Genomic DNA, 19,479 nt, shown 5'->3' with positions numbered 1-19,479 from the left:
TCAAGCGCAAAGGGCACGAGAGCGCTGTCCCTTTGCGCGCTTCAAACGGAATTTTCTCTGTGGCCGGGAACGCTGTGGCAGTCGATCATCGCATGCTGTCGTAGTTGCCTCCCCGCCGCATTTTCCTTGAACCACGCCGCCCGATGAGCGGTGAATGAGGACTTTATGAGCAAGACTAACGCATCCCTGATGAAACGCCGCGAAGCCGCTGTACCACGCGGTGTTGGCCAGATTCACCCGATCTTCGCCGAGTCCGCGAAGAACGCCACCGTGATCGACGTTGAAGGTCGCGAGTTCATCGACTTCGCCGGCGGTATCGCCGTGCTGAACACCGGTCACCTGCACCCGAAAATCATCGCCGCCGTGACTGCGCAGCTGAACAAACTGACTCACACCTGCTTCCAGGTGCTGGCTTACGAACCGTATGTAGAGCTGTGCGAAAAAATCAACGCCAAGGTGCCAGGTGATTTCGCCAAGAAAACCCTGCTGGTGACCACCGGTTCCGAAGCCGTGGAAAACGCCGTGAAAATCGCCCGTGCCGCCACTGGCCGTGCTGGCGTGATCGCCTTCACCGGCGCTTACCACGGTCGCACCATGATGACCCTGGGCTTGACCGGTAAAGTCGTGCCTTACTCGGCCGGCATGGGCCTGATGCCAGGCGGCATCTTCCGCGCGCTGTACCCGAACGAACTGCACGGTGTGAGCATCGACGATTCGATCGCCAGCATCGAACGCATCTTCAAGAACGACGCCGAGCCGCGTGACATCGCTGCAATCATCATCGAGCCGGTTCAGGGCGAAGGTGGTTTTTACGTCGCGCCTAAAGAGTTCATGAAGCGTCTGCGCGCGCTGTGCGACCAGCACGGTATCCTGTTGATCGCTGACGAAGTACAAACTGGCGCTGGTCGTACCGGCACCTTCTTTGCCATGGAACAGATGGGCGTTTCTGCCGACCTGACCACCTTCGCCAAATCCATCGCTGGTGGTTTCCCGTTGGCCGGTGTGTGCGGCAAGGCCGAATACATGGACGCCATTGCTCCAGGCGGCCTGGGCGGCACCTACGCCGGTAGCCCGATTGCTTGCGCCGCGGCGCTGGCCGTAATGGAAGTGTTCGAAGAAGAGCACCTGCTGGACCGCTGCAAGGCTGTTGGCGAGCGTCTGGTCACCGGTCTGAAAGCCATCCAGGCCAAGTACCCGGTGATCGGCGAAGTCCGTGCGCTGGGCGCGATGATCGCGGTCGAGCTGTTCGTCGACGGCGACAGCCACAAGCCGAATGCTCCTGCAGTGGCATCGGTTGTGGCCAAGGCTCGCGACAAGGGTCTGATCCTGCTGTCGTGTGGCACTTACGGCAACGTTCTGCGCGTCCTGGTACCGCTGACTTCGCCGGACGAGCAGCTGGACAAGGGCTTGGCGATCATCGAAGAGTGCTTCTCGGAACTTTGATTTAAGTTGCACTGATCGATTTTGTGACCTGATCGACAAAAAAACCCGCTTCGGCGGGTTTTTCGTGTCCGCGGTACACATCGATGGCAAATGCGCTGTATCGAATGGCCAGCATTGACTAAGGTGCAGGCGCTACCTTTGGAGTGTGTAAATGATTGCTGTGGTGTTACCCGCTGCACCGCGTGTGCTGATTGCCGAGGCCGACCCCTGGTCCCGCGACCTGCTCAAGCAGGTTTTGTTGAATGTGCGCTGCGACGCACGGCTGGACCTGTGTGCCGATGGTCAGGAAGCGCTGCACCTGTTGGCGGAGAACCCTTACGACCTGGTGATCGTCGACTGGGAGTTGCCCGGCGTCGATGGTTTGAATGTCTTGCGCAGTGTTCGTCAGCGTAAACGCAACCCACCTCTGCCGTTCATTCTGATGAGCAGTCGCAACGACAGCGCCAGCGTGCGCGAAGTCTTGCCCCTTACGCCTGCGGCGTACCTGACCAAACCCCTGAACATGGAAAATCTGACTCACCGTCTGCAGGATTTGCTGCTGAACGCCGGTGAAGAGGTGTCCTGCGAAGCGCCTTCGCTGGCGCCAGGCATGACCTTGTCGGTTTACCTGGAACGTCGACGTGAGCTGGCCGACGGCGCACCACTGATGACCGACGTACAGTTGGCGGTCAAACGCAGCCTCAATCCCAACGGCCTCGATCTGACATTGCTGCATGACGAGATTCGAAATGATCCGCAGATCACCGCCGTGCTGATCGCCGCCGCCAACAGCGCGGCCCAGCACCATGGCACTGCCGTACATACCCTGTCCCAGGCATTGCACCGCCTCGGCACTGGGCAAAGCATGAACCTGATTCTGGGGCTGGCCCTCAAGCGCAGTGCCCGCCTCAGCGATCCGTTTCTGGCCGACTATGCCGAGCGCTATTGGGGGTTATCGCTGCGCACCGCCGAATACGGCCGGACCTTGGCGCGCTTGCTGGATCTGGATCAGGAGCGCTGTTATTGCGCCGGTATGCTGCATCGCCTCGGCGACCTTGCGCTGTTGCGGTGTTTGCAGGAATGGAAGCAGGCTGGTGGTGAGCTGGATGAATGGGAGGAGGTCGGCGAGGCGCTGGCCGAATTCGGCGCGGCTTATGGTTCGGCGCTGCGTACTCGCTGGCGCCTGCCACTGGAGCTGCGAGAGCTGATTGCGGCGGTCTACCAGTTCGGTGGCGGGGTTTACTCCCGCGAAGCGCTGGTGATGAACATGGCCGCCCAATTGGCGCGTCTGACCGAGCATGAGGGCATTGAGGCGCTGGCGAAAAGCCGGACGGCGCGGTTGCTCAAGATCGGATTGCCGGAATTGATGCGTTTGCGCAAAAAATAGATCGTTCCCACGCTCTGCGTGGTAATGCCGCCCCGGACGCTCCGCGTCCCTTCGCAAGTCGTGACGCAGAGCGTCACAAGATGCATTCCCACGCAGAGCGTGGGAACGATCCAAAAACCTAGCTGGAAATGATGCGGTTCTTGCCCTGGCGTTTGGCTTCGTACATCGCCGCATCCGCGCGGGCAAACAGGCTGTCGATGTTTTCGTCCTCAGCGGTGAGGCTGGTCAGGCCCTGGCTGACGGTGATGCCGAACGTCTGCTCGTCATGGGTGAAGCTTAATCGCTGAATCTCTCGTTGCAGGCGCTCGGCCACCTGCATGGCCATGTCTGGCGCGCAGCCGGGAAACACCGCTGCGAATTCCTCACCGCCAATTCGCCCGAACACATCACCGCGACGCAACGCTGCGCGACCGCTCTCGGCGATCCGCTGTAGCACGTTGTCGCCCTCCAGGTGGCCGTAGGTATCATTGATCACTTTGAAATCATCGATGTCCAGCAGCAGGAACGCCAGCGGCGTGCCTTGGAGCCGTGCCTGTTCGAATTCACGGTGGGCACATTCGAAGAAGTGTCGGCGGTTGCTGCTCTGGGTCAGCACGTCGGTGGTGGCCAAGCGTTGTAGCTCGGTTTCCATCTGCTTCTTGTCCGTAATGTCTTCGGCAATACCGACGATGATCACGGGTTGCCCCGGCTCGGCTTGGCGGTTGATGAAGCACTTGTCACTGAGCCAGCGGACCTGGCCGTCGGCGGCAATGATTCGGTATTCGCGGTCTTCAACGGCGCCTTTGACCAGTACTTCGGCCAGGCTGCGTTCGGCATAGTCCAGGTCGTCAGGGTAAATGCTGTCGCGCCATTGGTTGTAGTCGGAGAGCAAAAGGCCTGCGGAGCGGCCGAAAATCCGTTCATACGCGGGGCTGACATAGAGCACCTGGCGGGATTCCCAATCGAAGGCCCAGAGCACCGCGTTGACGCTCACCAGCAGAGCGCTGAACAGCTGCTCGCGTTCGCTCAGGCGCGCCACTTCGCCTTGTGCATGCATCAGCGCCAGCAAAGTTTGCGCGGCCTCGGGCCACTGCGGGAGGGATGAGTCTTGTAGGTTTTTATTGACCATCGACACAAACTCTCAAAGGGCGTGTGCCGCTCGAGGTTCGAAAGCGGCCACTACAAAGCACGCCTGGATGGCGAAGTGTCTTTGAGATAGGGGATTTGGAGCTAAGTTCCGAAGTGTGCGCCCACGAACCGGGGCGCACCGATCAACGGCGTCAGACAGCGGCGGGGCGCAGGGAGTAGGTTTTCAACTGATCGGCGAAGTCGCGCAGGGATTGAATCCCGCTGGCTTCGGCTTCGTGTACCCATTCCTTGATGGCAGCCAGCATATCGTGACCATTTGAGCTGGTCTTGACCCAGATCTGCTGCAAGGCCAGTCGTTTCTCGTAAATTACCTTCAGCGCCTGGCTGTGCTCGAGCATGGTCTGGATGCGAATGTGGTGTTTGTCATCCAGCAGGCTGGTTTCCCGCGAGAGCAAGCGCTTGGCCCGGTGAAACTGGTGGCGGACCGAGTGATCGACCTTTTCCAGCTCTTGTTTGACCAGCGGTGCGATCACCAATTTGCGGTACTGGGCCATGATCTGGAAACGGTTGTTGAGAATCGCCATGGCGGTGTCCATGTCCAGGTTGCCTTTGCCTTCGACCCGGTGAGCGATTGGCGCAACCCGCTGAACCTTGGCCAGACGCAGGAAGCTGAAGACCTGGATCCAGGCCCAGCCGAGATCGAATTCCCACTTCTTCACCGACAGTTTTGCCGAATTAGGGTAGGTGTGATGGTTGTTATGCAGTTCTTCGCCGCCGATCAGGATGCCCCAGGGCACCAGATTGGTCGCCGCATCGCGGCATTCGAAGTTGCGGTAGCCGATAGCATGGCCAAGCCCATTGACCACGCCGGCGGCCCACACCGGGATCCACATCATCTGGATGGCCCAGATGGTGATGCCAATGGTGCCGAACAGCAGCAGGTCGATGACGCCCATGATCGCCACGCCCAGCAGCGGAAAGCGGCTGTACAGGTTGCGTTCGATCCAGTCTTCGGGGCAGTTCTTGCCGTAGATGCGCAGGGTCTCGGGGTTTTCCGCTTCTGCACGATACAGCTCGGCGCCTTTGCGCAGAACGGTGGAGAGCCCCTTGATGACCGGGCTGTGCGGGTCATCGACGGTTTCGCATTTGGCGTGGTGCTTGCGGTGGATAGCGGTCCACTCGCGGGTGTTCTGCGCCGTGGTCAGCCACAGCCAGAAGCGGAAGAAATGTTTCAGGCCAGCATTGAGCTCCAGGGAGCGATGGGCTGAATAACGATGCAGATAGACCGTGACGCCAATAATCGTCACGTGGGTCATCAGCAGGGTGACTGCCACCAGTGACCAGGGTGACAAGCCGAGAAAACCTTCGTACCACATAAGCTATTGGGCCCTCGATAAAGAAAAAAACAGCCGTTGCATTATCACTAAGCCCACAGATAAAACCAGTCGCCCTTTCAGATAAGAGTGGCTGGATGTGTCTTTAAACTATCATTCCATCCTTTTTGAAGGGACATGGACAGCCGAATGTCTGCTACCTATCGCGATGCTCTGCGTGCAGCACTGCTTTACCTTCTGGTTTCCGTAGCTTGGCTTCAGTTTAGTGGCCATTTATTGAACAGTTTCTTCGATAGCTCTGCAGCGCTAATGCGCTGGCAACTGATCAACGGTTATGCCTGGGTGGTGTTCAGCGCCGGATTGATTTTCCTCGCTCGGGCGCGATTGTTCCGTTGCCTGGGGATCGGCGCAAAGTTGCGTGAACGCGCCGAAGACCGCGAGCGTTTGTGTCAGGCGGCCGCGGTGTTCGATTGCACCCGTGAAGGAGTGCTGGTCACTGATTGCAAAGGCTTGATCGTTCATGTGAATCGGGCCTTTATGGAAATAACCGGCTATCAGCGTGAGGAAGTGCTGGGTCAGCGACCCAGTTTGTTCAAGTCCGGTCATCACCCGCCGGCTTTCTACCAAGCGATGTTCGCGACACTCAACAGCACGGGCGAGTGGAGCGGGGAAATCTGGAACCGCCGCAAAAGCGGCGAGATTTACCCGCAATGGCAAACTATCCGCATCATTCACGACGACCGGCAGCGGGTTAGCCATTACGTCGCGGTGTTTTCCGACATCAGCGCGATCAAGAACTCCGAGCATGAACTGACGCATTTGGCTCATTACGATCCGCTCACCGATCTGCCTAACCGCCTGTTGTTTACCGATCGCGCCGAGCAGGCCCTGGCTGCGGCGCAGATGCACAAGCGCGGCTGCGCGTTGCTGATGATCGATCTGGATCACTTCAAAATGATCAACGACAGCCTCGGGCACAGCATTGGAGACCAGTTGCTCAAGGGCGTGGCCGAGCGTTTAAAAGCGATGGTCGGTCCGGGGATCACGCTGGCGCGCCTTGGCGGTGACGAGTTCGCCGTGCTCGCTGAAAGCTGTCTGCAAATGGTGCACGCTGCGGCGTTGGCTCAGCGGATCATCGATGGCCTCAAAGAGCCGTTCCAGATCGACGGGCATCAGTTGTTCGTCAATATCAGCGTTGGCATCAGCCTATTCCCTGGTGACGCCTTGAGCGCCGAGCAGCTGTTGCGCAATTCCGACTCGGCGCTGTTCAAGGCCAAGAGTGCCGGCCGTAACGGTTACGCCCTCTATACCGAAGAATTGACCGCCCATGCCCAACAACGGGTCGAGACCGCATTCGAATTGCGCCGTGCGCTGGAGCAGCAGGAGTTGCGGGTTTATTACCAGCCGGTTCACGACCTCAAGACCGGTCGCCTGATCGGCGTCGAGGCATTGGTGCGCTGGGAGCATCCACAGCGAGGGTTGGTGTCGCCGGCAGAATTCATTCCCATTGCCGAGCGCACCGGTCTGATCGCCGAAATCGATGCCTGGGTTATGCGCCAGGCTTGTGAGCAGATGTGCCAGTGGCAGCAGGCCGGGGTGGTGTTGTCGTTTGTCGCGGTGAATGTTTCTTCTCGATTGTTTGCCCGCCGTGAGCTGTTTCAGCAGGTGGCGAAGGTGCTGCACGAAACCGGGCTGGATCCTGCCTGTCTGGAGCTGGAAGTCACCGAGAGCGCTGTGATGGATGACCCGGAAGTCGCGCTGGAGCAAATGCACAGGTTGCGTGAATTAGGTGTACGGCTGGCTATCGATGACTTCGGCACAGGGTATTCGTCGCTGCTGCGCCTCAAGCGATTGCCGGTACAGAAACTCAAGATCGATCAGGGCTTCGTTGTCGGTTTGCCGTGGGATGAGGATGACGCGGCGATTGTGCGGGTGATCATTGCGCTGGCCCAGAGCATGGGAATGCAGGTTCATGCCGAGGGGATCGAGCAGGTTGAGCAGGCGTGTTTCCTGCTCGAACACAGCTGCGATCTGGGGCAGGGGTACTGGTTTGGACGGCCGGTGCCGGCCGGGCAGCTGGATTGGGATCGTGTTCCACAGATTCTCCAGCACTGATCGTTCCCACGTAGAGCGCGGGAACGATCAGCCCGCGTAGGAATGATCAGTCTTCTGGTTATATAAACATTCTTAAATAGTCTTTTTAAGAATATCTGCGCTTATCTACTATTGCTCTCACGCCGCAAGCAGTCCCGCCACTGCCAGGCAATCTCTAGTCGAAGGAGCAGCACCATGAGCGCATCCCTACGTAGCGTTGACGGCCAGGACGAAGCAACCATTTTGCGTGAGATCCAGAGCGCCTTGCGCGATCTGCGTTTTGGCGCGGTGGAAATCACCGTGCATAACGCCCAGGTGGTCCAGATCGAACGCAAAGAGAAATTCCGTTTGCAGAATCCAAGCAACAAACCGAGTTAAAAACCGGCAACCCGATTCCAGCACACCATAAGAAAAAGCCAACACAATCAGAATTCCAGGAGCTTTCACCATGTCGTCGATTCGTCATTTTGCTTTGGCCGCCCTGGCCAGTGCCCTTTTTGCGGGTTCCGCGGTTGCCAAGGATTACGAACTGCTCAACGTGTCGTACGACCCGACTCGCGAGCTGTATCAGGACTACAACGCTGAATTCATCAACTTCTGGAAGAAAGACCACGCTGGCGACAACGTGAAAGTCCAGCAGTCCCACGGTGGTTCGGGCAAGCAGGGCCGGGCGGTGATCGACGGTTTGCGCGCTGACGTGGTGACCCTGGCGCTGGCCGGTGACATCGACGAAATCGCCAAACTCGGCAAGACCCTGCCGGCGGATTGGCAGAAGCGTCTGCCGGAAGCGAGCACGCCGTACACCTCGACTATCGTGTTCCTGGTGCGCAAGGGCAACCCTAAAGGCATCAAAGACTGGGGCGACCTGACCAAGAACGGCGTGGAAGTCATCACCCCGAACCCGAAGACCTCCGGCGGTGCGCGCTGGAACTTCCTCGCCGCCTGGGCCTATGGCCTGAAAGCCAACGGCGGTAACGAAGCCAAGGCCAAGGAATACGTGCAAACCCTGTTCAAGCACGTTCCTGTGCTGGACACCGGTGCTCGCGGTTCGACCATCACCTTCGTCAACAACGGTCAGGGCGACGTGTTGCTGGCCTGGGAAAACGAAGCCTTCCTGGCCCTGAAAGAAGACGGCGGCGCTGACAAGTTCGACATCGTCGTGCCTTCGCTGTCGATCCTCGCCGAACCTCCAGTCGCCGTGGTCGACAAGAACGCTGAGAAAAAGGGCAACACCGAGATCGCCGAAGCGTACCTCAAGCACCTTTACAGCCCGGCCGGTCAGGAAATCGCGGCGAAAAACTTCTATCGTCCACGTGACAAGGATATTGCTGCCAAATACGCCAAGCAGTTCCCGACACTGGACCTGGTGACCATCGACAAGGACTTTGGCGGCTGGAAAACAGCCCAACCCAAATTTTTCAACGACGGTGGCGTGTTCGACCAGATTTATCAGGCGCAATAACCTGAAATAAGCCATAAACGAGCCCCGGATTGACGTTCGGGGCTTTGCGCGTTCTCAACCAAGGACTTTTATGTCGCGTCGTATCTCCCCCGTCATACCCGGCTTCGGGCTGACGCTGGGCTACACCTTGGTGTACCTCAGCCTGATTGTGCTCATTCCACTGGCGGCGATGTTCGTCCATGCCGCCCAACTCACCTGGGATCAGTTCTGGGCGATTATCTCAGCGCCTCGGGTGCTGGCGGCATTGAAGCTCAGCTTCGGCACCGCGCTGTACGCCGCGATCATCAACGGCATCATTGGCACGCTGCTGGCGTGGGTGTTGGTGCGCTATACCTTCCCAGGTCGCAAGATCATCGATGCGATGATCGACCTGCCGTTCGCGCTGCCCACTGCCGTGGCGGGTATCGCGCTCACCGCGTTGTACACCCCAACCGGTTTGGTTGGTCAGTTTGCAGCGGACCTGGGTTTCAAGATTGCGTATACCCCACTCGGCATCACTCTTGCCCTCACTTTTGTGACGCTTCCATTCGTAGTACGTACCGTACAGCCAGTATTGGCCGATATCCCGCGTGAGGTGGAAGAAGCGGCCGCGTGCCTGGGTGCCAAACCCTTGCAGGTTTTCCGCCATATTCTGGTTCCAGCGCTGCTGCCAGCGTGGCTGACCGGTTTCGCCTTGGCCTTTGCCCGCGGGGTTGGCGAGTACGGCTCGGTGATTTTCATCGCCGGCAACATGCCGATGAAAACCGAGATTCTGCCGCTGCTGATCATGGTCAAACTCGACCAGTACGATTACACCGGCGCAACGTCCATTGGTGTACTGATGCTGGTGGTTTCTTTCGTCCTGTTGCTGCTGATCAACTTGCTGCAGCGGCGTATCGAAACCCCATAAGGAGGCGCGAAAATGTCCCAATCGTCTATTAGCGCCGCTTCCTCGGCCAACGCTGCCCGCCGTGGCAGTGCCACTTCGCGGCGAATCCTGATCAGCCTTGGCTGGCTGATTTTTGCGTTGTTTCTGTTTTTGCCGCTATTCATCGTGGTGTCCCAGGGCCTGAAGAACGGCCTCGGTGCGTTCTTCACCGCGATCTTCGAACCCGACGCGTTGTCGGCCCTGAAACTCACGGTGATCGCCGTGCTGATTTCAGTACCGCTGAACCTGGTGTTCGGTGTCAGCGCCGCGTGGTGCGTGAGCAAGTACTCATTCCGCGGCAAGAGCATGCTGGTGACGCTGATCGACCTGCCGTTTTCGGTGTCGCCGGTGATCGCCGGTCTGGTCTACGTGCTGATGTTCGGCGCCCAGGGCATTTTTGGCCCGTGGCTGCAGGACCATGACATCCAGATCGTCTTCGCCTTGCCGGGCATCGTGCTGGCGACGATTTTCGTCACCGTGCCGTTCGTGGCGCGCGAGCTGATCCCGTTGATGCAGGAGCAAGGCACGCAGGAAGAAGAGGCCGCGCGCCTGCTCGGGGCCAATGGCTGGCAGATGTTCTGGCACGTCACTGTTCCCAACATCAAATGGGGCCTGATCTACGGCGTGGTGCTGTGTACTGCGCGGGCCATGGGTGAATTCGGTGCGGTGTCGGTGGTTTCCGGGCACATTCGCGGGGTGACCAACACCCTGCCGCTGCACGTCGAGATCCTCTACAACGAATACAACCACGTGGCCGCGTTCGCCGTGGCGAGCCTGTTGCTGATCCTGGCGCTCTTCATCCTGCTGCTCAAGCAGTGGAGCGAAAACCGTATTAACCGCCTGCGCGCCAGCGCCGCGGAGGAATAAGTCATGTCGATCGAAGTGCGTAACGTCAGCAAGAATTTTCACGCGTTCAAGGCGCTGGACAACATCAGCCTGGACATTCACAGCGGCGAACTTGTGGCGCTGCTTGGCCCGTCCGGTTGCGGCAAGACCACGCTGTTGCGGATCATCGCCGGTCTCGAAACGCCGGATCAGGGCAGCATCGTGTTCCACGGAGAAGACGTCTCCGGCCACGACGTGCGTGATCGCAACGTCGGTTTCGTGTTCCAGCACTACGCGCTGTTCCGCCACATGACGGTGTTCGACAACGTCGCGTTCGGCCTGCGCATGAAGCCGAAAAACCAGCGTCCGAGCGAAAGCCAGATTGCGGTGAAAGTCCACGAACTGCTGAACATGGTGCAACTGGATTGGCTGTCGGATCGCTACCCGGAACAACTCTCCGGCGGTCAGCGTCAACGTATCGCGTTGGCCCGCGCGCTGGCGGTGGAACCGAAAGTCCTGCTGCTCGATGAGCCCTTCGGTGCCCTCGACGCCAAGGTCCGTAAAGAACTGCGTCGCTGGCTCGCGCGCCTGCACGAAGACATCAACCTGACCTCGGTGTTTGTGACTCACGACCAGGAAGAAGCGATGGAAGTCGCCGACCGCATCGTGGTGATGAACAAGGGTGTGATCGAGCAGATTGGCTCACCGGGCGACGTCTACGAAAACCCGGCCAGCGATTTTGTTTATCACTTCCTGGGCGATTCGAACCGGCTGCATCTGGGCGAAGACAATCACGTGCTGTTCCGTCCGCACGAAGTATCGCTGTCGCGTCATGAGCTGGAGGATCACCACGCGGCCGAGGTGCGGGATATTCGTCCATTGGGCGCGACGACACGGGTGACGTTGAAGGTCGAAGGCCAAAGCGAATTGATCGAAGCTGAAGTGGTGAAGGATCACGACAGCCTGATCGGGCTGGCGAAAGGCGAGACGCTGTTCTTCAAACCGAAGGTCTGGCAGAAAGTCGCTAACATCTAAGATCAAAAGCTTCGCGAGCAAGTCGGATCGCCGCACCGCTCGCTCCTACAGGGATATCCGTGACCTGTAGGAGCGAGGCTTGCCCGCGAATGCGATTTAGATGGCGGCGCGATTTGGATTGACCCGCACACCACCCACCCGCGCCTCGATCTGCTCTTTCAGCTCACGCCGCAACCCCAGCAAAAACGCCAACTCAACCACCACAAATAACGGCCCGACAATCAGCCCCGTCACATCATCGACAAACGCCGGTTTGCGTCCTTCGTAGTGATGACCGACAAACTGAATCGCCCAACCCACCACAAACATCCCGATGCCACTGGCAAGCCAGACCAGCGTACTTTGCTGCGCCAGCGTTTGCCCTGCCCAAATGCACAGACCGAGCAAAATGGTCATCAGCACCCCGAGGCGCAACTCCAGGCGCAGGTAAAACCACGCAGACGCCAGCGCTATAAGCACCGCCGGTGAAAGCCACCCTCCAGCCCATTGCGGGCGGGACAGCAACACGGCCACCGCCACAACAATCAGCGGAATACCGATAAAGTGGGTGGCAATATTGCGCGGGTCACGGTGGTAAGCGGCGTATTGACTGAGATGGTCGACGAGGCTTTTCATTGTTGTTCCTCCTGATGGGTGATGGATCATGCCTCGGGTCCACATCTCGCTCTGTCAGCCAGGCGACAATCTCTAGGAGTTTTCATGGATAAGCAGGTCTGGCGTCCACGCCTGATGAGCGGCCAGTGGTTCAGCCATTTACCTGTTCCCTTACAGGATAGTCTGCTGGCTGCCGCCAGGGTGCGGCGGTTGTCGCCGGGCCAGCGCTTGTTCAAGCGCGGCGATCCTGCGTGCGGCCTGTACGCGGTGCTCGAAGGTTCGGTGCGCATCGGCGCGGTGAGCGAGCAGGGCAAGGAGGCGTTGCTGAGCCTGGTGGAGTCGCCCCACTGGTTCGGCGAAATCTGCCTGTTCGATGTTCAGCCGCGCACTCATGATGCATTCGGGCTGGGTCATTGCATCCTGTTGCACATCCCGCAAACCGTGCTGCTGGCGTTACTTGATGAGCAGCCTGTGTACTGGCGGCAACTGGCATTGCTGATGAGCCAGAAACTGCGCCTGACGTTCATCAATCTCGAACAGCTGAGCCTCATGCCAGCCGCCGCTCGACTGGCTCACCGCTTGCTGATGATCGCCGAAGGTTATGGCGAGATCGATCCGCCACGACGGGTGCTGCAACTGCCTCAGGAGCAATTGGCGTCGATGTTGTCGCTGTCGCGCCAGACCACCAACCAGATTCTCAAGGACTTGCAGGGGCAGGGGATTGTGAATCTCAAGTACGGCGAGATCGAAATACTGAATGCCGAAGGCTTGCGGGCACTGGCGATTTTTTAAAACACAGCGTTATTGATGGGCTTTGTCCGCGAAGGCGCCTAGCCTGTGATGACGACAATTGAGGTGTGCCATGCGTGTGTTGTTAGTGGAAGACGAACCCGAGACCGCCAAACTCCTGGCCAAGGGCCTGAGCGAGGCAAGTTATTCGGTGGATGTGGCGGTCAACGGAATGGACGGCCGGCGCTTTATCGAGTCCGGCGATTATGAGCTGATCATCCTCGACGTGATGCTGCCAGGGCTCAACGGCTGGCAGTTGCTGCAGCAAATCCGCAAGCTCGGTGAAACGCCGGTGTTGCTTCTAACGACCAAGGATGGAATCGAAGATCGCCTGCGCGGGTTGGAGTTGCATGAGGATGATTACCTGCTCAAACCGTTTGCCGTGAGTGAACTGGTGAAGCGGGTGCGCAAATTGTTGCGGCGTGATCAGGGGCGCTGAGGTTTCTGCGGTGTCTGAACAATCGCCTTCACGCCCTGAGCCTTTCCGTCAACACGGTTTTGCTGTGTCCGGCTCGCTGGTCAACGGTGAGCCGTGCCGGAGCAAGGCTTGTAAATAAACCTTTTCGTCGTACACGGTGCTGCTCTTCCAGCACTGATAAACGATCCGGATCCACTTGAACGCCAGGGCCCTGAGGGCCGCTTGGTATGAGCAGCCTTTGGCCCTTTGCTGGCGATAATAAGCCTCTGCCCACACCGATTGATTGATGCTGTGTGCAGCCCACTCAACAAAGGTCTGGCGCAAAAAAGTTGCGCATTGATAGCGCCAGTGGACGACTTTTTTCTTGCCACTGCGTTCGGTGACCGGGGCAATCCCGGCATATCGCTGCACAGCACTGGCATCCTTGAAGCGATCACGCTGCTCACCAAAGGCGACCATCAACCGTGGTGCAAGCTGCTGTCCCGCGCCGGGCAAGGCCTTGAAGAGTCGATAGTCGGCCAGGGTGTTGGCAGTTTTTTCGATCTCCCGATCAAAATCTTTGATCGCCGTGATGACCCCTTTCAGTTGCGAGACCAGGGCCAGCACATACAGCGCTGAAGGACTGACCACGCCTGGATCTTCAGTCAACGGCATGGCTTTGGCGATCAATGCCAAACGCTGCTGATTGAGCTCAGCATGGCGAACATTATGCGCGTGAAGGAACTTCAAAACGCTGGCTGGCCGAGCGTGCTTAAGCACTTCAAATGTCGACCAGCGCGCCAAAAACTCACAGAAAACCAGCGTGTCATGGTCATGAAACAGCTCAAGAGCCAACGGATAATACTGTTTGAGCATGCAGACCAGACGATTGCTGATCTTGACCCGGTCATCGACCAACCCGCGGCGATGTTCGGTCAGGCTGGCGAGCGAACGCATGGCGGAGCTTTGCTGGACCAGTTGAGGAAACCGTTCGGGGTGATTCAGCAACAGCTCAAGCGCCCATTGAGCATCCGTTGGATCATCCTTGGCGCCACTGGGGACGAAGGTTTTACGGTGCCGGGCCAAGATGCTCGGATTGATCGGAAAGATACAAAAAAACTCATATTTTTGCAGAGCCGCTATCAGTGGCCCTTTGTTCAACTCCACGGCGATCGCGATCGGGCCACCGTAACGTTGATGCAGCGACTTGGCCCAGCGATCAATCGACTCGGGCTTGTGGTCGATGACCTCGAAACTCCGCTGCGCCTCTCCAGCAATCTGCAAACAGATGTCGTGCTTGGCGTCTGCCCAATCAATTCCGATATAAGCAGTGAAATTCTGAGACAGGAGCGTTTGCATGGAACACCTCCACAGGCGCTAAAGTACATGCAGGGACATGCATGCTTGCGTCCAGCGAAGGCGATATAGAGAGCCGTGTCGGGCTTTCCCTGAGAATTCGTTAGAGGGCGCAAGCGCACCTGTGGACTCGAAGGTGAAGGCGTAATCATCGAGTGCTGCGCGAGCATATTCGTAGCCCGCAGGTGCATGTTCCTTCCTCGCCGACAGCCAACTTCCAGCGAAGTCAGTATGGAAGAGAAAGGAACGGACTACCTATATCGCGAGCAAGCCCGCTCCCACATTTGATCTCGGGTGTTCACAAATAACGTGTTCACCGCAGATCTGATGTGGGAGCGGGCTTGCTCGCGAAGAGGCCAGACCAGGCAACACACATTTTGGATCTGTCACCGCAACCCATCCCGAAACTGTCCCGGCGTTATTCCCGTCCAGCGCTTGAACGCGCGGCTGAAGCTGCTCGTATCAGCAAACCCCAGCAGATAGCTGATCTCGCTCAATGAGCATTGCGGATCGCGCAAATGCAGCAGCGCCAGATTCTCGCGGCTTTCATTGAGCAATGTATCGAACCGGCAACCCTCGTCCGCCAGATGCCGTTGCAGGCTGTGCAAACTCAGGTGCAGGGCCTGGGCGATGTGTTCGGCGCTGGGTTCGCCTTCCGGCAATTGCTCCTCAATGGCGTCGCGAACCTTACGTTCCCAGGTCAGGGGTTTGAGTTGTGCAAGGACGCGTTTGAGCACGGCTTCGTTGTGCTCGGCCAGTTCCGGGTTAGCGTCGTCCAGGTGACTGTCGAAGTCCACGACGGCGAATTCCAGCCGGTCTTCATCGGCGGCGAAGTACACCGGTGAGCGGAAGACTTTGTGCCATTGATGCGGGTCCGCCGGTTCCGGGCGGCGCAGGTACACCGCCAGCGGGGCGTAATCGCGGCCCAGGCGATTGCGGCAGGTGCGTACGTAAATCGCCGTGAAGGCATCGATGGCTTCGAAGGCCGGGGGCGGATTGCCTGGCGGGATTTTCAGGCGAAAGCGGTAGCGGTCCTCGGTGCGGGTCAGTTCCAGTTCCAGGGCGTCGCTGACCACTTGGTGATAACGCACGATGCGCTCGAACACTTCTCGCAGACTGCCGCTGGCCACCAGCGCATAGCCGAGCGCGTGAAACGTGGTTGGGCTGACGAAACGCGATACCCGCAAACCAATCGCCGGATCGCCGCTGACTTGCACTGCGATTTCCCACAGGCGCGTGGTGCCGGACAACGGGTAACGGGCGTTCGGGTCGTCCATCAGTTGCGGGTCGAGCCCCGCCTGTTGGCACAGGGCGGTGCTGTCCAGGCCCAGCGCATCGAGTTGCTTGCGCAGGGCGCGGGTCCAGCTGGCGAGGGAGGTCGGTTCAGTCATGCTGATTGGCGCTTCCGGTCAACAGATTGGCGTTCACGGCTACCGCTTTGCGAGGGATCACAAGGCAGGATGCGAACATCAATAACCAGAGGATGGAAGCATGCACGGTACTTCTGCAAGTCCCCAGCGACTGAATGCAGCACAACGATCAGCGCATATTCGTGAAGTGGTGCTGGCCAAGGGCGTTGAACTGCGTCAGCGCTACCCGATTCTCAACCATCAGGACGCCTTGGGCGCGGGCATTCTGGCCTTCGCTCTGGTCGGAATGATTGGCTCGGCGACGCTCTACATGACTGGGCACATGGCGTGGTGGGCGTGTCTGTTGCTCAATGCGTTTTTCGCCTCGTTGACCCATGAGCTGGAACACGACCTGATTCATAGCCTGTACTTTCGCAAACAGCGCGTGCCGCACAACCTGATGATGAGCCTGGTGTGGCTGGCGCGGCCGAGCACGATCAATCCGTGGATTCGCCGGCATCTGCACCTCAATCACCACAAAGTCTCCGGCACAGAATCCGACATGGAAGAGCGCGCCATCACCAACGGCGAGCCGTGGGGTTTCGCGCGGCTGTTGATGGTCGGCGACAACGCGATGTCGGCGTTCATCCGTATGCTGCGGGCCAACACCTGGGCTCACAAGATCAGCATCATCAAGCGCGCCCTGAAGGTCTACGCGCCACTGGCGCTGGTGCATTGGGGCGCGTGGTACATGTTCATCGGCTTTCACGCGGCTAACGGCATCGCTCATGTGCTGGGCGCGCCCATCGAATGGTCGGCGACCACGTTGTCGGTGATGCAAGTCATCGATATCGCGGCGGTCGTGATCATCGGGCCGAACGTGTTGCGTACCTTTTGCCTGCATTTCGTCAGCTCGAACATGCACTACTACGGTGACGTGGAGCCGGGCAACGTAATGCAGCAAACCCAGGTCCTGAACCCATGGTGGATGTGGCCGTTGCAGGCTTTCTGCTTCAACTTTGGCAGCAGTCACGGCATCCATCATTTTGTGGTGAAGGAGCCGTTTTACATCCGTCAGATGACCGTGCCGGTGGCGCATAAGGTCATGCGAGGGATGGGTGTGCGGTTCAATGATTTCGGGACGTTTGGGCGGGCGAACCGATTTGTGCGCAACGAAACGACAGAGGCGCAGGAGGTTAGTGTTGCTCAGGCTTGATCGATGCACTCGGAAACTCAAAACGGCAAAGGCGCCCGTCATCAATCTGACCCAAAGGAGCGATACGTTATGACTCAAGCAGGGTTGCTTGGTAGTTGATGTATCGCTGATTGATATATGCGTTTTGGATCTAATAAAGTAATTAAATATTCCTTTATTAGATAACCGTTGTAGTGGTCTAATGAAACCGGACACCCATTTAGGCGAGAATGCTCGCCAGATCGAGGTGTCAGATGACCAAACAACGCCGTTCCTTTTCTGCTGAATTCAAACGCGAGGCTGCCGACCTCGTGCTCAAGCAAAACTACAGCTACATCGAAGCCAGCCGTTCACTCGGTGTCGGCGAGTCGGCACTACGCCGCTGGGTCGACCAGGTTCAGCAGGAACACCAAGGAGTCACCCCGCAGAGCAAAGCGCTGACACCGGAACAGCAAAAAATTCAGGAGTTGGAAGCCCGAATTACCCGCCTTGAACGGGAAAAATCGATATTAAAAAAGGCTACCGCGCTCTTGATGTCGGAAGATCACGAGCGTACGCGCTGATCCATCAGCTGAGCGTCCATGAGCCGATTGATTGGCTGTGCAAAGTGTTTGAGATCAATCGATCAAGTTACTACGCCCACCGCCTCAAGCACCGAACGCCGGATGTCGAACGGCTTCGGTTGCGCAGCCGGGTGAGCGAGTTGTTTTCACAAAGTCGCAGTGCTGCCGGCAGCCGTAGCATCCTCTCGTTGATGCGTGACGATGGTGAGCAACTCGGTCGGTTCAAAGTGCGCAGCTTGATGCGTGAGCTTGACCTCGTCAGCAAACAGCCAGGTTCTCATGCTTACAAACGGGCAACGGTTGAACGGTTGGATATCCCGAATATCTTGAATCGGGAGTTCGATGTCCCGGCACCCAACCAAGTGTGGTGCGGCGACATCACCTACATTTGGGCTCAGGGGAAATGGCACTATCTGGCTGTCGTGATGGACCTTTGCGCGCGTCGGGTGGTGGGCTGGGCGCTATCGGAAAAGCCGGACGCCGAGCTGGTTATCAAGGCGCTGGATATGGCTTACGAACAACGGGGAAGGCCTCAGGGGCTGCTGTTTCACTCGGATCAAGGGTCGCAGTATGCGAGTCGTTTATTTCGCCAGCGACTGTGGCGTTATCGCATGCGTCAGAGCATGAGTCGTCGGGGGAATTGCTGGGACAACGCGCCGATGGAGCGCGTGTTCCGCAGCTTGAAAACCGAATGGATACCGACCACGGGCTACAGGACGGCTCAAGAAGCCCAACGCGATATCAGTCATTTCTTGATGCATCGGTACAACTGGATTCGGCCCCATCAATTCAACGGTGGGCTGGCGCCAGCTCGGGCCGAAGAAAAACTTAACGTCGTGTCCGGGATTAGTTGACCACTACACCGTTTCAGCCAATCATCGCACCCAGTGTGTTGATCAGCGCTAGCAGATTTTGAGTTTCCGGGGCCGTCTCCTTGGCAGGGTGCGGTCCCTTTTTTTGTCTGTACCCAATTGCTTTATATGCTTTATATGCTTTATAGATCTTAATAAATAGCTTCTTATTCCTTAACGAATATAACTCTCCTCCCTATACTTGCTCAGGAACAGACACGCAGCAGGAGAGCTCCCCCATGCGCAACGAATCAATTCGCTACCTGATTGTGCCGGGCTGGCAAGGATCGCCAGAAGATCATTGGCAAAGCCATTGGCAGAACAGCCTGCCGAACAGCGCGCGGGTGGAGCAGGCCGACTGGCTGACGCCGCGCCGTGAAGACTGGGTGGCGGCGTTGGCCGAGGCGATTGCCGCCGACAGCACGCCGGTGATCCTGATCGCTCATAGCCTGGGTTGCATCACTGTCGCGCATTGGGCTGACACTGCGCCCATGCAGTTTTTGCGTCAGGTTCGCGGTGCCTTGCTGGTCGCCCCTGCGGACGTCGAGCGTGCGGCCTGCGCACCGGCCCTGCGCAACTTCGCACCGATTCCAACCCACCTGCTGCCGTTCCCGAGTCAGGTTGTCAGCTCCGACAACGACAGCGCCGTGAGCACACCGCGGGCGTTGGAACTGGCACGTAACTGGGGCGCCGAGGCGGGGATTTTGTCGGGTGCCGGGCACATCAATGTGAAGTCCGGTCACCAACGCTGGGAGCAGGGTTTTGCTTATCTCTATCGCCTGCAAAACCGCATGGAACACCACGCCCTGCGACGTGCTTAAACCTTTTCTTTCTTTTTAAAATCGCCCCCG

At 58.2% G+C, this 19,479-nt stretch carries 18 protein-coding genes; 13 read left to right on the top strand and 5 right to left on the bottom strand.

Going from position 1 to position 19,479, the window contains the following annotated elements:
* Positions 1–165 precede the first annotated feature (165 nt).
* Together gabT and ACYZT0_RS24600 are read left to right on the top strand one after the other, a co-directional pair.
* A complete protein-coding gene (gene gabT / locus ACYZT0_RS24605; protein ID WP_462043384.1) occupies positions 166–1,443 on the top strand; it encodes a 4-aminobutyrate--2-oxoglutarate transaminase in 1,278 nt (425 codons plus the stop codon).
* Positions 1,444–1,594: 151 nt separating this feature from the next.
* Positions 1,595–2,809, top strand: coding sequence for an HDOD domain-containing protein (locus ACYZT0_RS24600; RefSeq protein WP_462043383.1), 1,215 nt, complete (start codon positions 1,595–1,597; stop codon positions 2,807–2,809).
* Positions 2,810–2,927: 118 nt separating this feature from the next.
* On the opposite strand, the gene ACYZT0_RS24595 is transcribed toward ACYZT0_RS24600, so the two are convergent.
* Together ACYZT0_RS24595 and desA are read right to left on the bottom strand one after the other, a co-directional pair.
* The gene (locus ACYZT0_RS24595; protein ID WP_462043382.1) at positions 2,928–3,917 is read right to left on the bottom strand and encodes a GGDEF domain-containing protein; all 990 of its coding nucleotides are present in this window, start codon (positions 3,915–3,917) and stop codon (positions 2,928–2,930) included.
* A gap of 151 nt (positions 3,918–4,068) precedes the next feature.
* Complete coding sequence (gene desA / locus ACYZT0_RS24590; protein ID WP_462043381.1) at positions 4,069–5,253, bottom strand: delta-9 fatty acid desaturase DesA; 1,185 nt, start codon at positions 5,251–5,253, stop codon at positions 4,069–4,071.
* Positions 5,254–5,400: 147 nt separating this feature from the next.
* On the opposite strand from desA, the gene dibA reads away from it, so the two are divergent.
* The 6 genes from dibA to ACYZT0_RS24560 all read left to right on the top strand — a co-directional run bounded on the left by dibA (position 5,401) and on the right by ACYZT0_RS24560 (position 11,534).
* On the top strand, positions 5,401–7,326 hold the full coding sequence (dibA, locus tag ACYZT0_RS24585) for a phosphodiesterase DibA (protein ID WP_462043380.1): 1,926 nt from the start codon (positions 5,401–5,403) through the stop codon (positions 7,324–7,326).
* A 174-nt stretch (positions 7,327–7,500) separates the two neighbouring features.
* Positions 7,501–7,683 (top strand): sulfur starvation response protein OscA, encoded by a 183-nt coding sequence (oscA, locus tag ACYZT0_RS24580; protein ID WP_007945260.1) that lies wholly within the window; start codon positions 7,501–7,503, stop codon positions 7,681–7,683.
* A gap of 70 nt (positions 7,684–7,753) precedes the next feature.
* Positions 7,754–8,767 (top strand): sulfate ABC transporter substrate-binding protein, encoded by a 1,014-nt coding sequence (locus ACYZT0_RS24575; protein ID WP_462043379.1) that lies wholly within the window; start codon positions 7,754–7,756, stop codon positions 8,765–8,767.
* A 70-nt stretch (positions 8,768–8,837) separates the two neighbouring features.
* Positions 8,838–9,656 (top strand): sulfate ABC transporter permease subunit CysT, encoded by an 819-nt coding sequence (gene cysT / locus ACYZT0_RS24570; protein WP_030131597.1) that lies wholly within the window; start codon positions 8,838–8,840, stop codon positions 9,654–9,656.
* A 12-nt stretch (positions 9,657–9,668) separates the two neighbouring features.
* Complete coding sequence (gene cysW / locus ACYZT0_RS24565; protein ID WP_449642874.1) at positions 9,669–10,541, top strand: sulfate ABC transporter permease subunit CysW; 873 nt, start codon at positions 9,669–9,671, stop codon at positions 10,539–10,541.
* Positions 10,542–10,544: 3 nt separating this feature from the next.
* Positions 10,545–11,534 carry a sulfate/molybdate ABC transporter ATP-binding protein gene (locus ACYZT0_RS24560; RefSeq protein ID WP_462043378.1) on the top strand — a complete coding sequence of 330 codons (990 nt, stop codon included), beginning with the start codon at positions 10,545–10,547 and terminating at the stop codon, positions 11,532–11,534.
* 96 nt (positions 11,535–11,630) lie between these two features.
* Here the strand turns inward: ACYZT0_RS24560 and ACYZT0_RS24555 are convergent, their stop codons facing one another.
* A complete protein-coding gene (locus ACYZT0_RS24555; RefSeq protein ID WP_462043377.1) occupies positions 11,631–12,149 on the bottom strand; it encodes an Mpo1 family 2-hydroxy fatty acid dioxygenase in 519 nt (172 codons plus the stop codon).
* An 84-nt stretch (positions 12,150–12,233) separates the two neighbouring features.
* Between ACYZT0_RS24555 and ACYZT0_RS24550 the strand changes: the two genes are divergently transcribed.
* Positions 12,234–12,920, top strand: coding sequence for a Crp/Fnr family transcriptional regulator (locus ACYZT0_RS24550; protein ID WP_462043376.1), 687 nt, complete (start codon positions 12,234–12,236; stop codon positions 12,918–12,920).
* Positions 12,921–12,990: 70 nt separating this feature from the next.
* Positions 12,991–13,356: a response regulator gene (locus ACYZT0_RS24545; protein WP_462043375.1), complete on the top strand. Its 366-nt coding sequence runs from the start codon at positions 12,991–12,993 to the stop codon at positions 13,354–13,356.
* A gap of 48 nt (positions 13,357–13,404) precedes the next feature.
* Here ACYZT0_RS24545 and ACYZT0_RS24540 read toward each other — a convergent pair whose 3' ends face one another.
* A complete protein-coding gene (locus tag ACYZT0_RS24540; RefSeq protein WP_462041914.1) occupies positions 13,405–14,673 on the bottom strand; it encodes an IS110 family RNA-guided transposase in 1,269 nt (422 codons plus the stop codon).
* Between the two features lie 383 nt (positions 14,674–15,056).
* Positions 15,057–16,061: an AraC family transcriptional regulator gene (locus tag ACYZT0_RS24535; protein WP_462043374.1), complete on the bottom strand. Its 1,005-nt coding sequence runs from the start codon at positions 16,059–16,061 to the stop codon at positions 15,057–15,059.
* Positions 16,062–16,161: 100 nt separating this feature from the next.
* On the opposite strand from ACYZT0_RS24535, the gene ACYZT0_RS24530 reads away from it, so the two are divergent.
* From ACYZT0_RS24530 to ACYZT0_RS24520, 3 genes are all read left to right on the top strand, one after another.
* Entirely contained in the window at positions 16,162–17,235 is a 1,074-nt protein-coding gene (locus tag ACYZT0_RS24530) for a fatty acid desaturase (RefSeq protein WP_462043373.1), read from the top strand.
* Positions 17,236–17,468: 233 nt separating this feature from the next.
* Positions 17,469–18,631, top strand: a protein-coding gene (locus ACYZT0_RS24525; RefSeq protein WP_462042754.1) for an IS3 family transposase whose coding sequence is annotated in 2 segments (ribosomal slippage) — positions 17,469–17,724 and positions 17,724–18,631 — 1,164 coding nt in all. Because the reading frame shifts where the segments join, the coding sequence is not laid out codon by codon here.
* 236 nt (positions 18,632–18,867) lie between these two features.
* Positions 18,868–19,449: an alpha/beta hydrolase gene (locus tag ACYZT0_RS24520; protein ID WP_462043372.1), complete on the top strand. Its 582-nt coding sequence runs from the start codon at positions 18,868–18,870 to the stop codon at positions 19,447–19,449.
* Positions 19,450–19,479 lie beyond the last annotated feature (30 nt).

This window comes from Pseudomonas sp. ZS1P83 (assembly GCF_054897825.1).
The sequence above is the reverse complement of the archived record's forward strand: the minus strand, read 5'-3'. Positions and strand labels throughout refer to the sequence as shown.

Excerpts from the sequence above, each read along its gene's own strand:
- gabT (WP_462043384.1), top strand. The coding sequence starts at position 166 with ATGAGCAAGACTAACGCATCCCTGATGAAACGCCGCGAAGCCGCTGTA.
- ACYZT0_RS24600 (WP_462043383.1), top strand. The coding sequence starts at position 1,595 with ATGATTGCTGTGGTGTTACCCGCTGCACCGCGTGTGCTGATTGCCGAG.
- ACYZT0_RS24595 (WP_462043382.1), bottom strand. The coding sequence starts at position 3,917 with ATGGTCAATAAAAACCTACAAGACTCATCCCTCCCGCAGTGGCCCGAG.
- desA (WP_462043381.1), bottom strand. The coding sequence starts at position 5,253 with ATGTGGTACGAAGGTTTTCTCGGCTTGTCACCCTGGTCACTGGTGGCA.
- dibA (WP_462043380.1), top strand. The coding sequence starts at position 5,401 with ATGTCTGCTACCTATCGCGATGCTCTGCGTGCAGCACTGCTTTACCTT.
- oscA (WP_007945260.1), top strand. The coding sequence starts at position 7,501 with ATGAGCGCATCCCTACGTAGCGTTGACGGCCAGGACGAAGCAACCATT.
- ACYZT0_RS24575 (WP_462043379.1), top strand. The coding sequence starts at position 7,754 with ATGTCGTCGATTCGTCATTTTGCTTTGGCCGCCCTGGCCAGTGCCCTT.
- cysT (WP_030131597.1), top strand. The coding sequence starts at position 8,838 with ATGTCGCGTCGTATCTCCCCCGTCATACCCGGCTTCGGGCTGACGCTG.
- cysW (WP_449642874.1), top strand. The coding sequence starts at position 9,669 with ATGTCCCAATCGTCTATTAGCGCCGCTTCCTCGGCCAACGCTGCCCGC.
- ACYZT0_RS24560 (WP_462043378.1), top strand. The coding sequence starts at position 10,545 with ATGTCGATCGAAGTGCGTAACGTCAGCAAGAATTTTCACGCGTTCAAG.
- ACYZT0_RS24555 (WP_462043377.1), bottom strand. The coding sequence starts at position 12,149 with ATGAAAAGCCTCGTCGACCATCTCAGTCAATACGCCGCTTACCACCGT.
- ACYZT0_RS24550 (WP_462043376.1), top strand. The coding sequence starts at position 12,234 with ATGGATAAGCAGGTCTGGCGTCCACGCCTGATGAGCGGCCAGTGGTTC.
- ACYZT0_RS24545 (WP_462043375.1), top strand. The coding sequence starts at position 12,991 with ATGCGTGTGTTGTTAGTGGAAGACGAACCCGAGACCGCCAAACTCCTG.
- ACYZT0_RS24540 (WP_462041914.1), bottom strand. The coding sequence starts at position 14,673 with ATGCAAACGCTCCTGTCTCAGAATTTCACTGCTTATATCGGAATTGAT.
- ACYZT0_RS24535 (WP_462043374.1), bottom strand. The coding sequence starts at position 16,061 with ATGACTGAACCGACCTCCCTCGCCAGCTGGACCCGCGCCCTGCGCAAG.
- ACYZT0_RS24530 (WP_462043373.1), top strand. The coding sequence starts at position 16,162 with ATGCACGGTACTTCTGCAAGTCCCCAGCGACTGAATGCAGCACAACGA.
- ACYZT0_RS24520 (WP_462043372.1), top strand. The coding sequence starts at position 18,868 with ATGCGCAACGAATCAATTCGCTACCTGATTGTGCCGGGCTGGCAAGGA.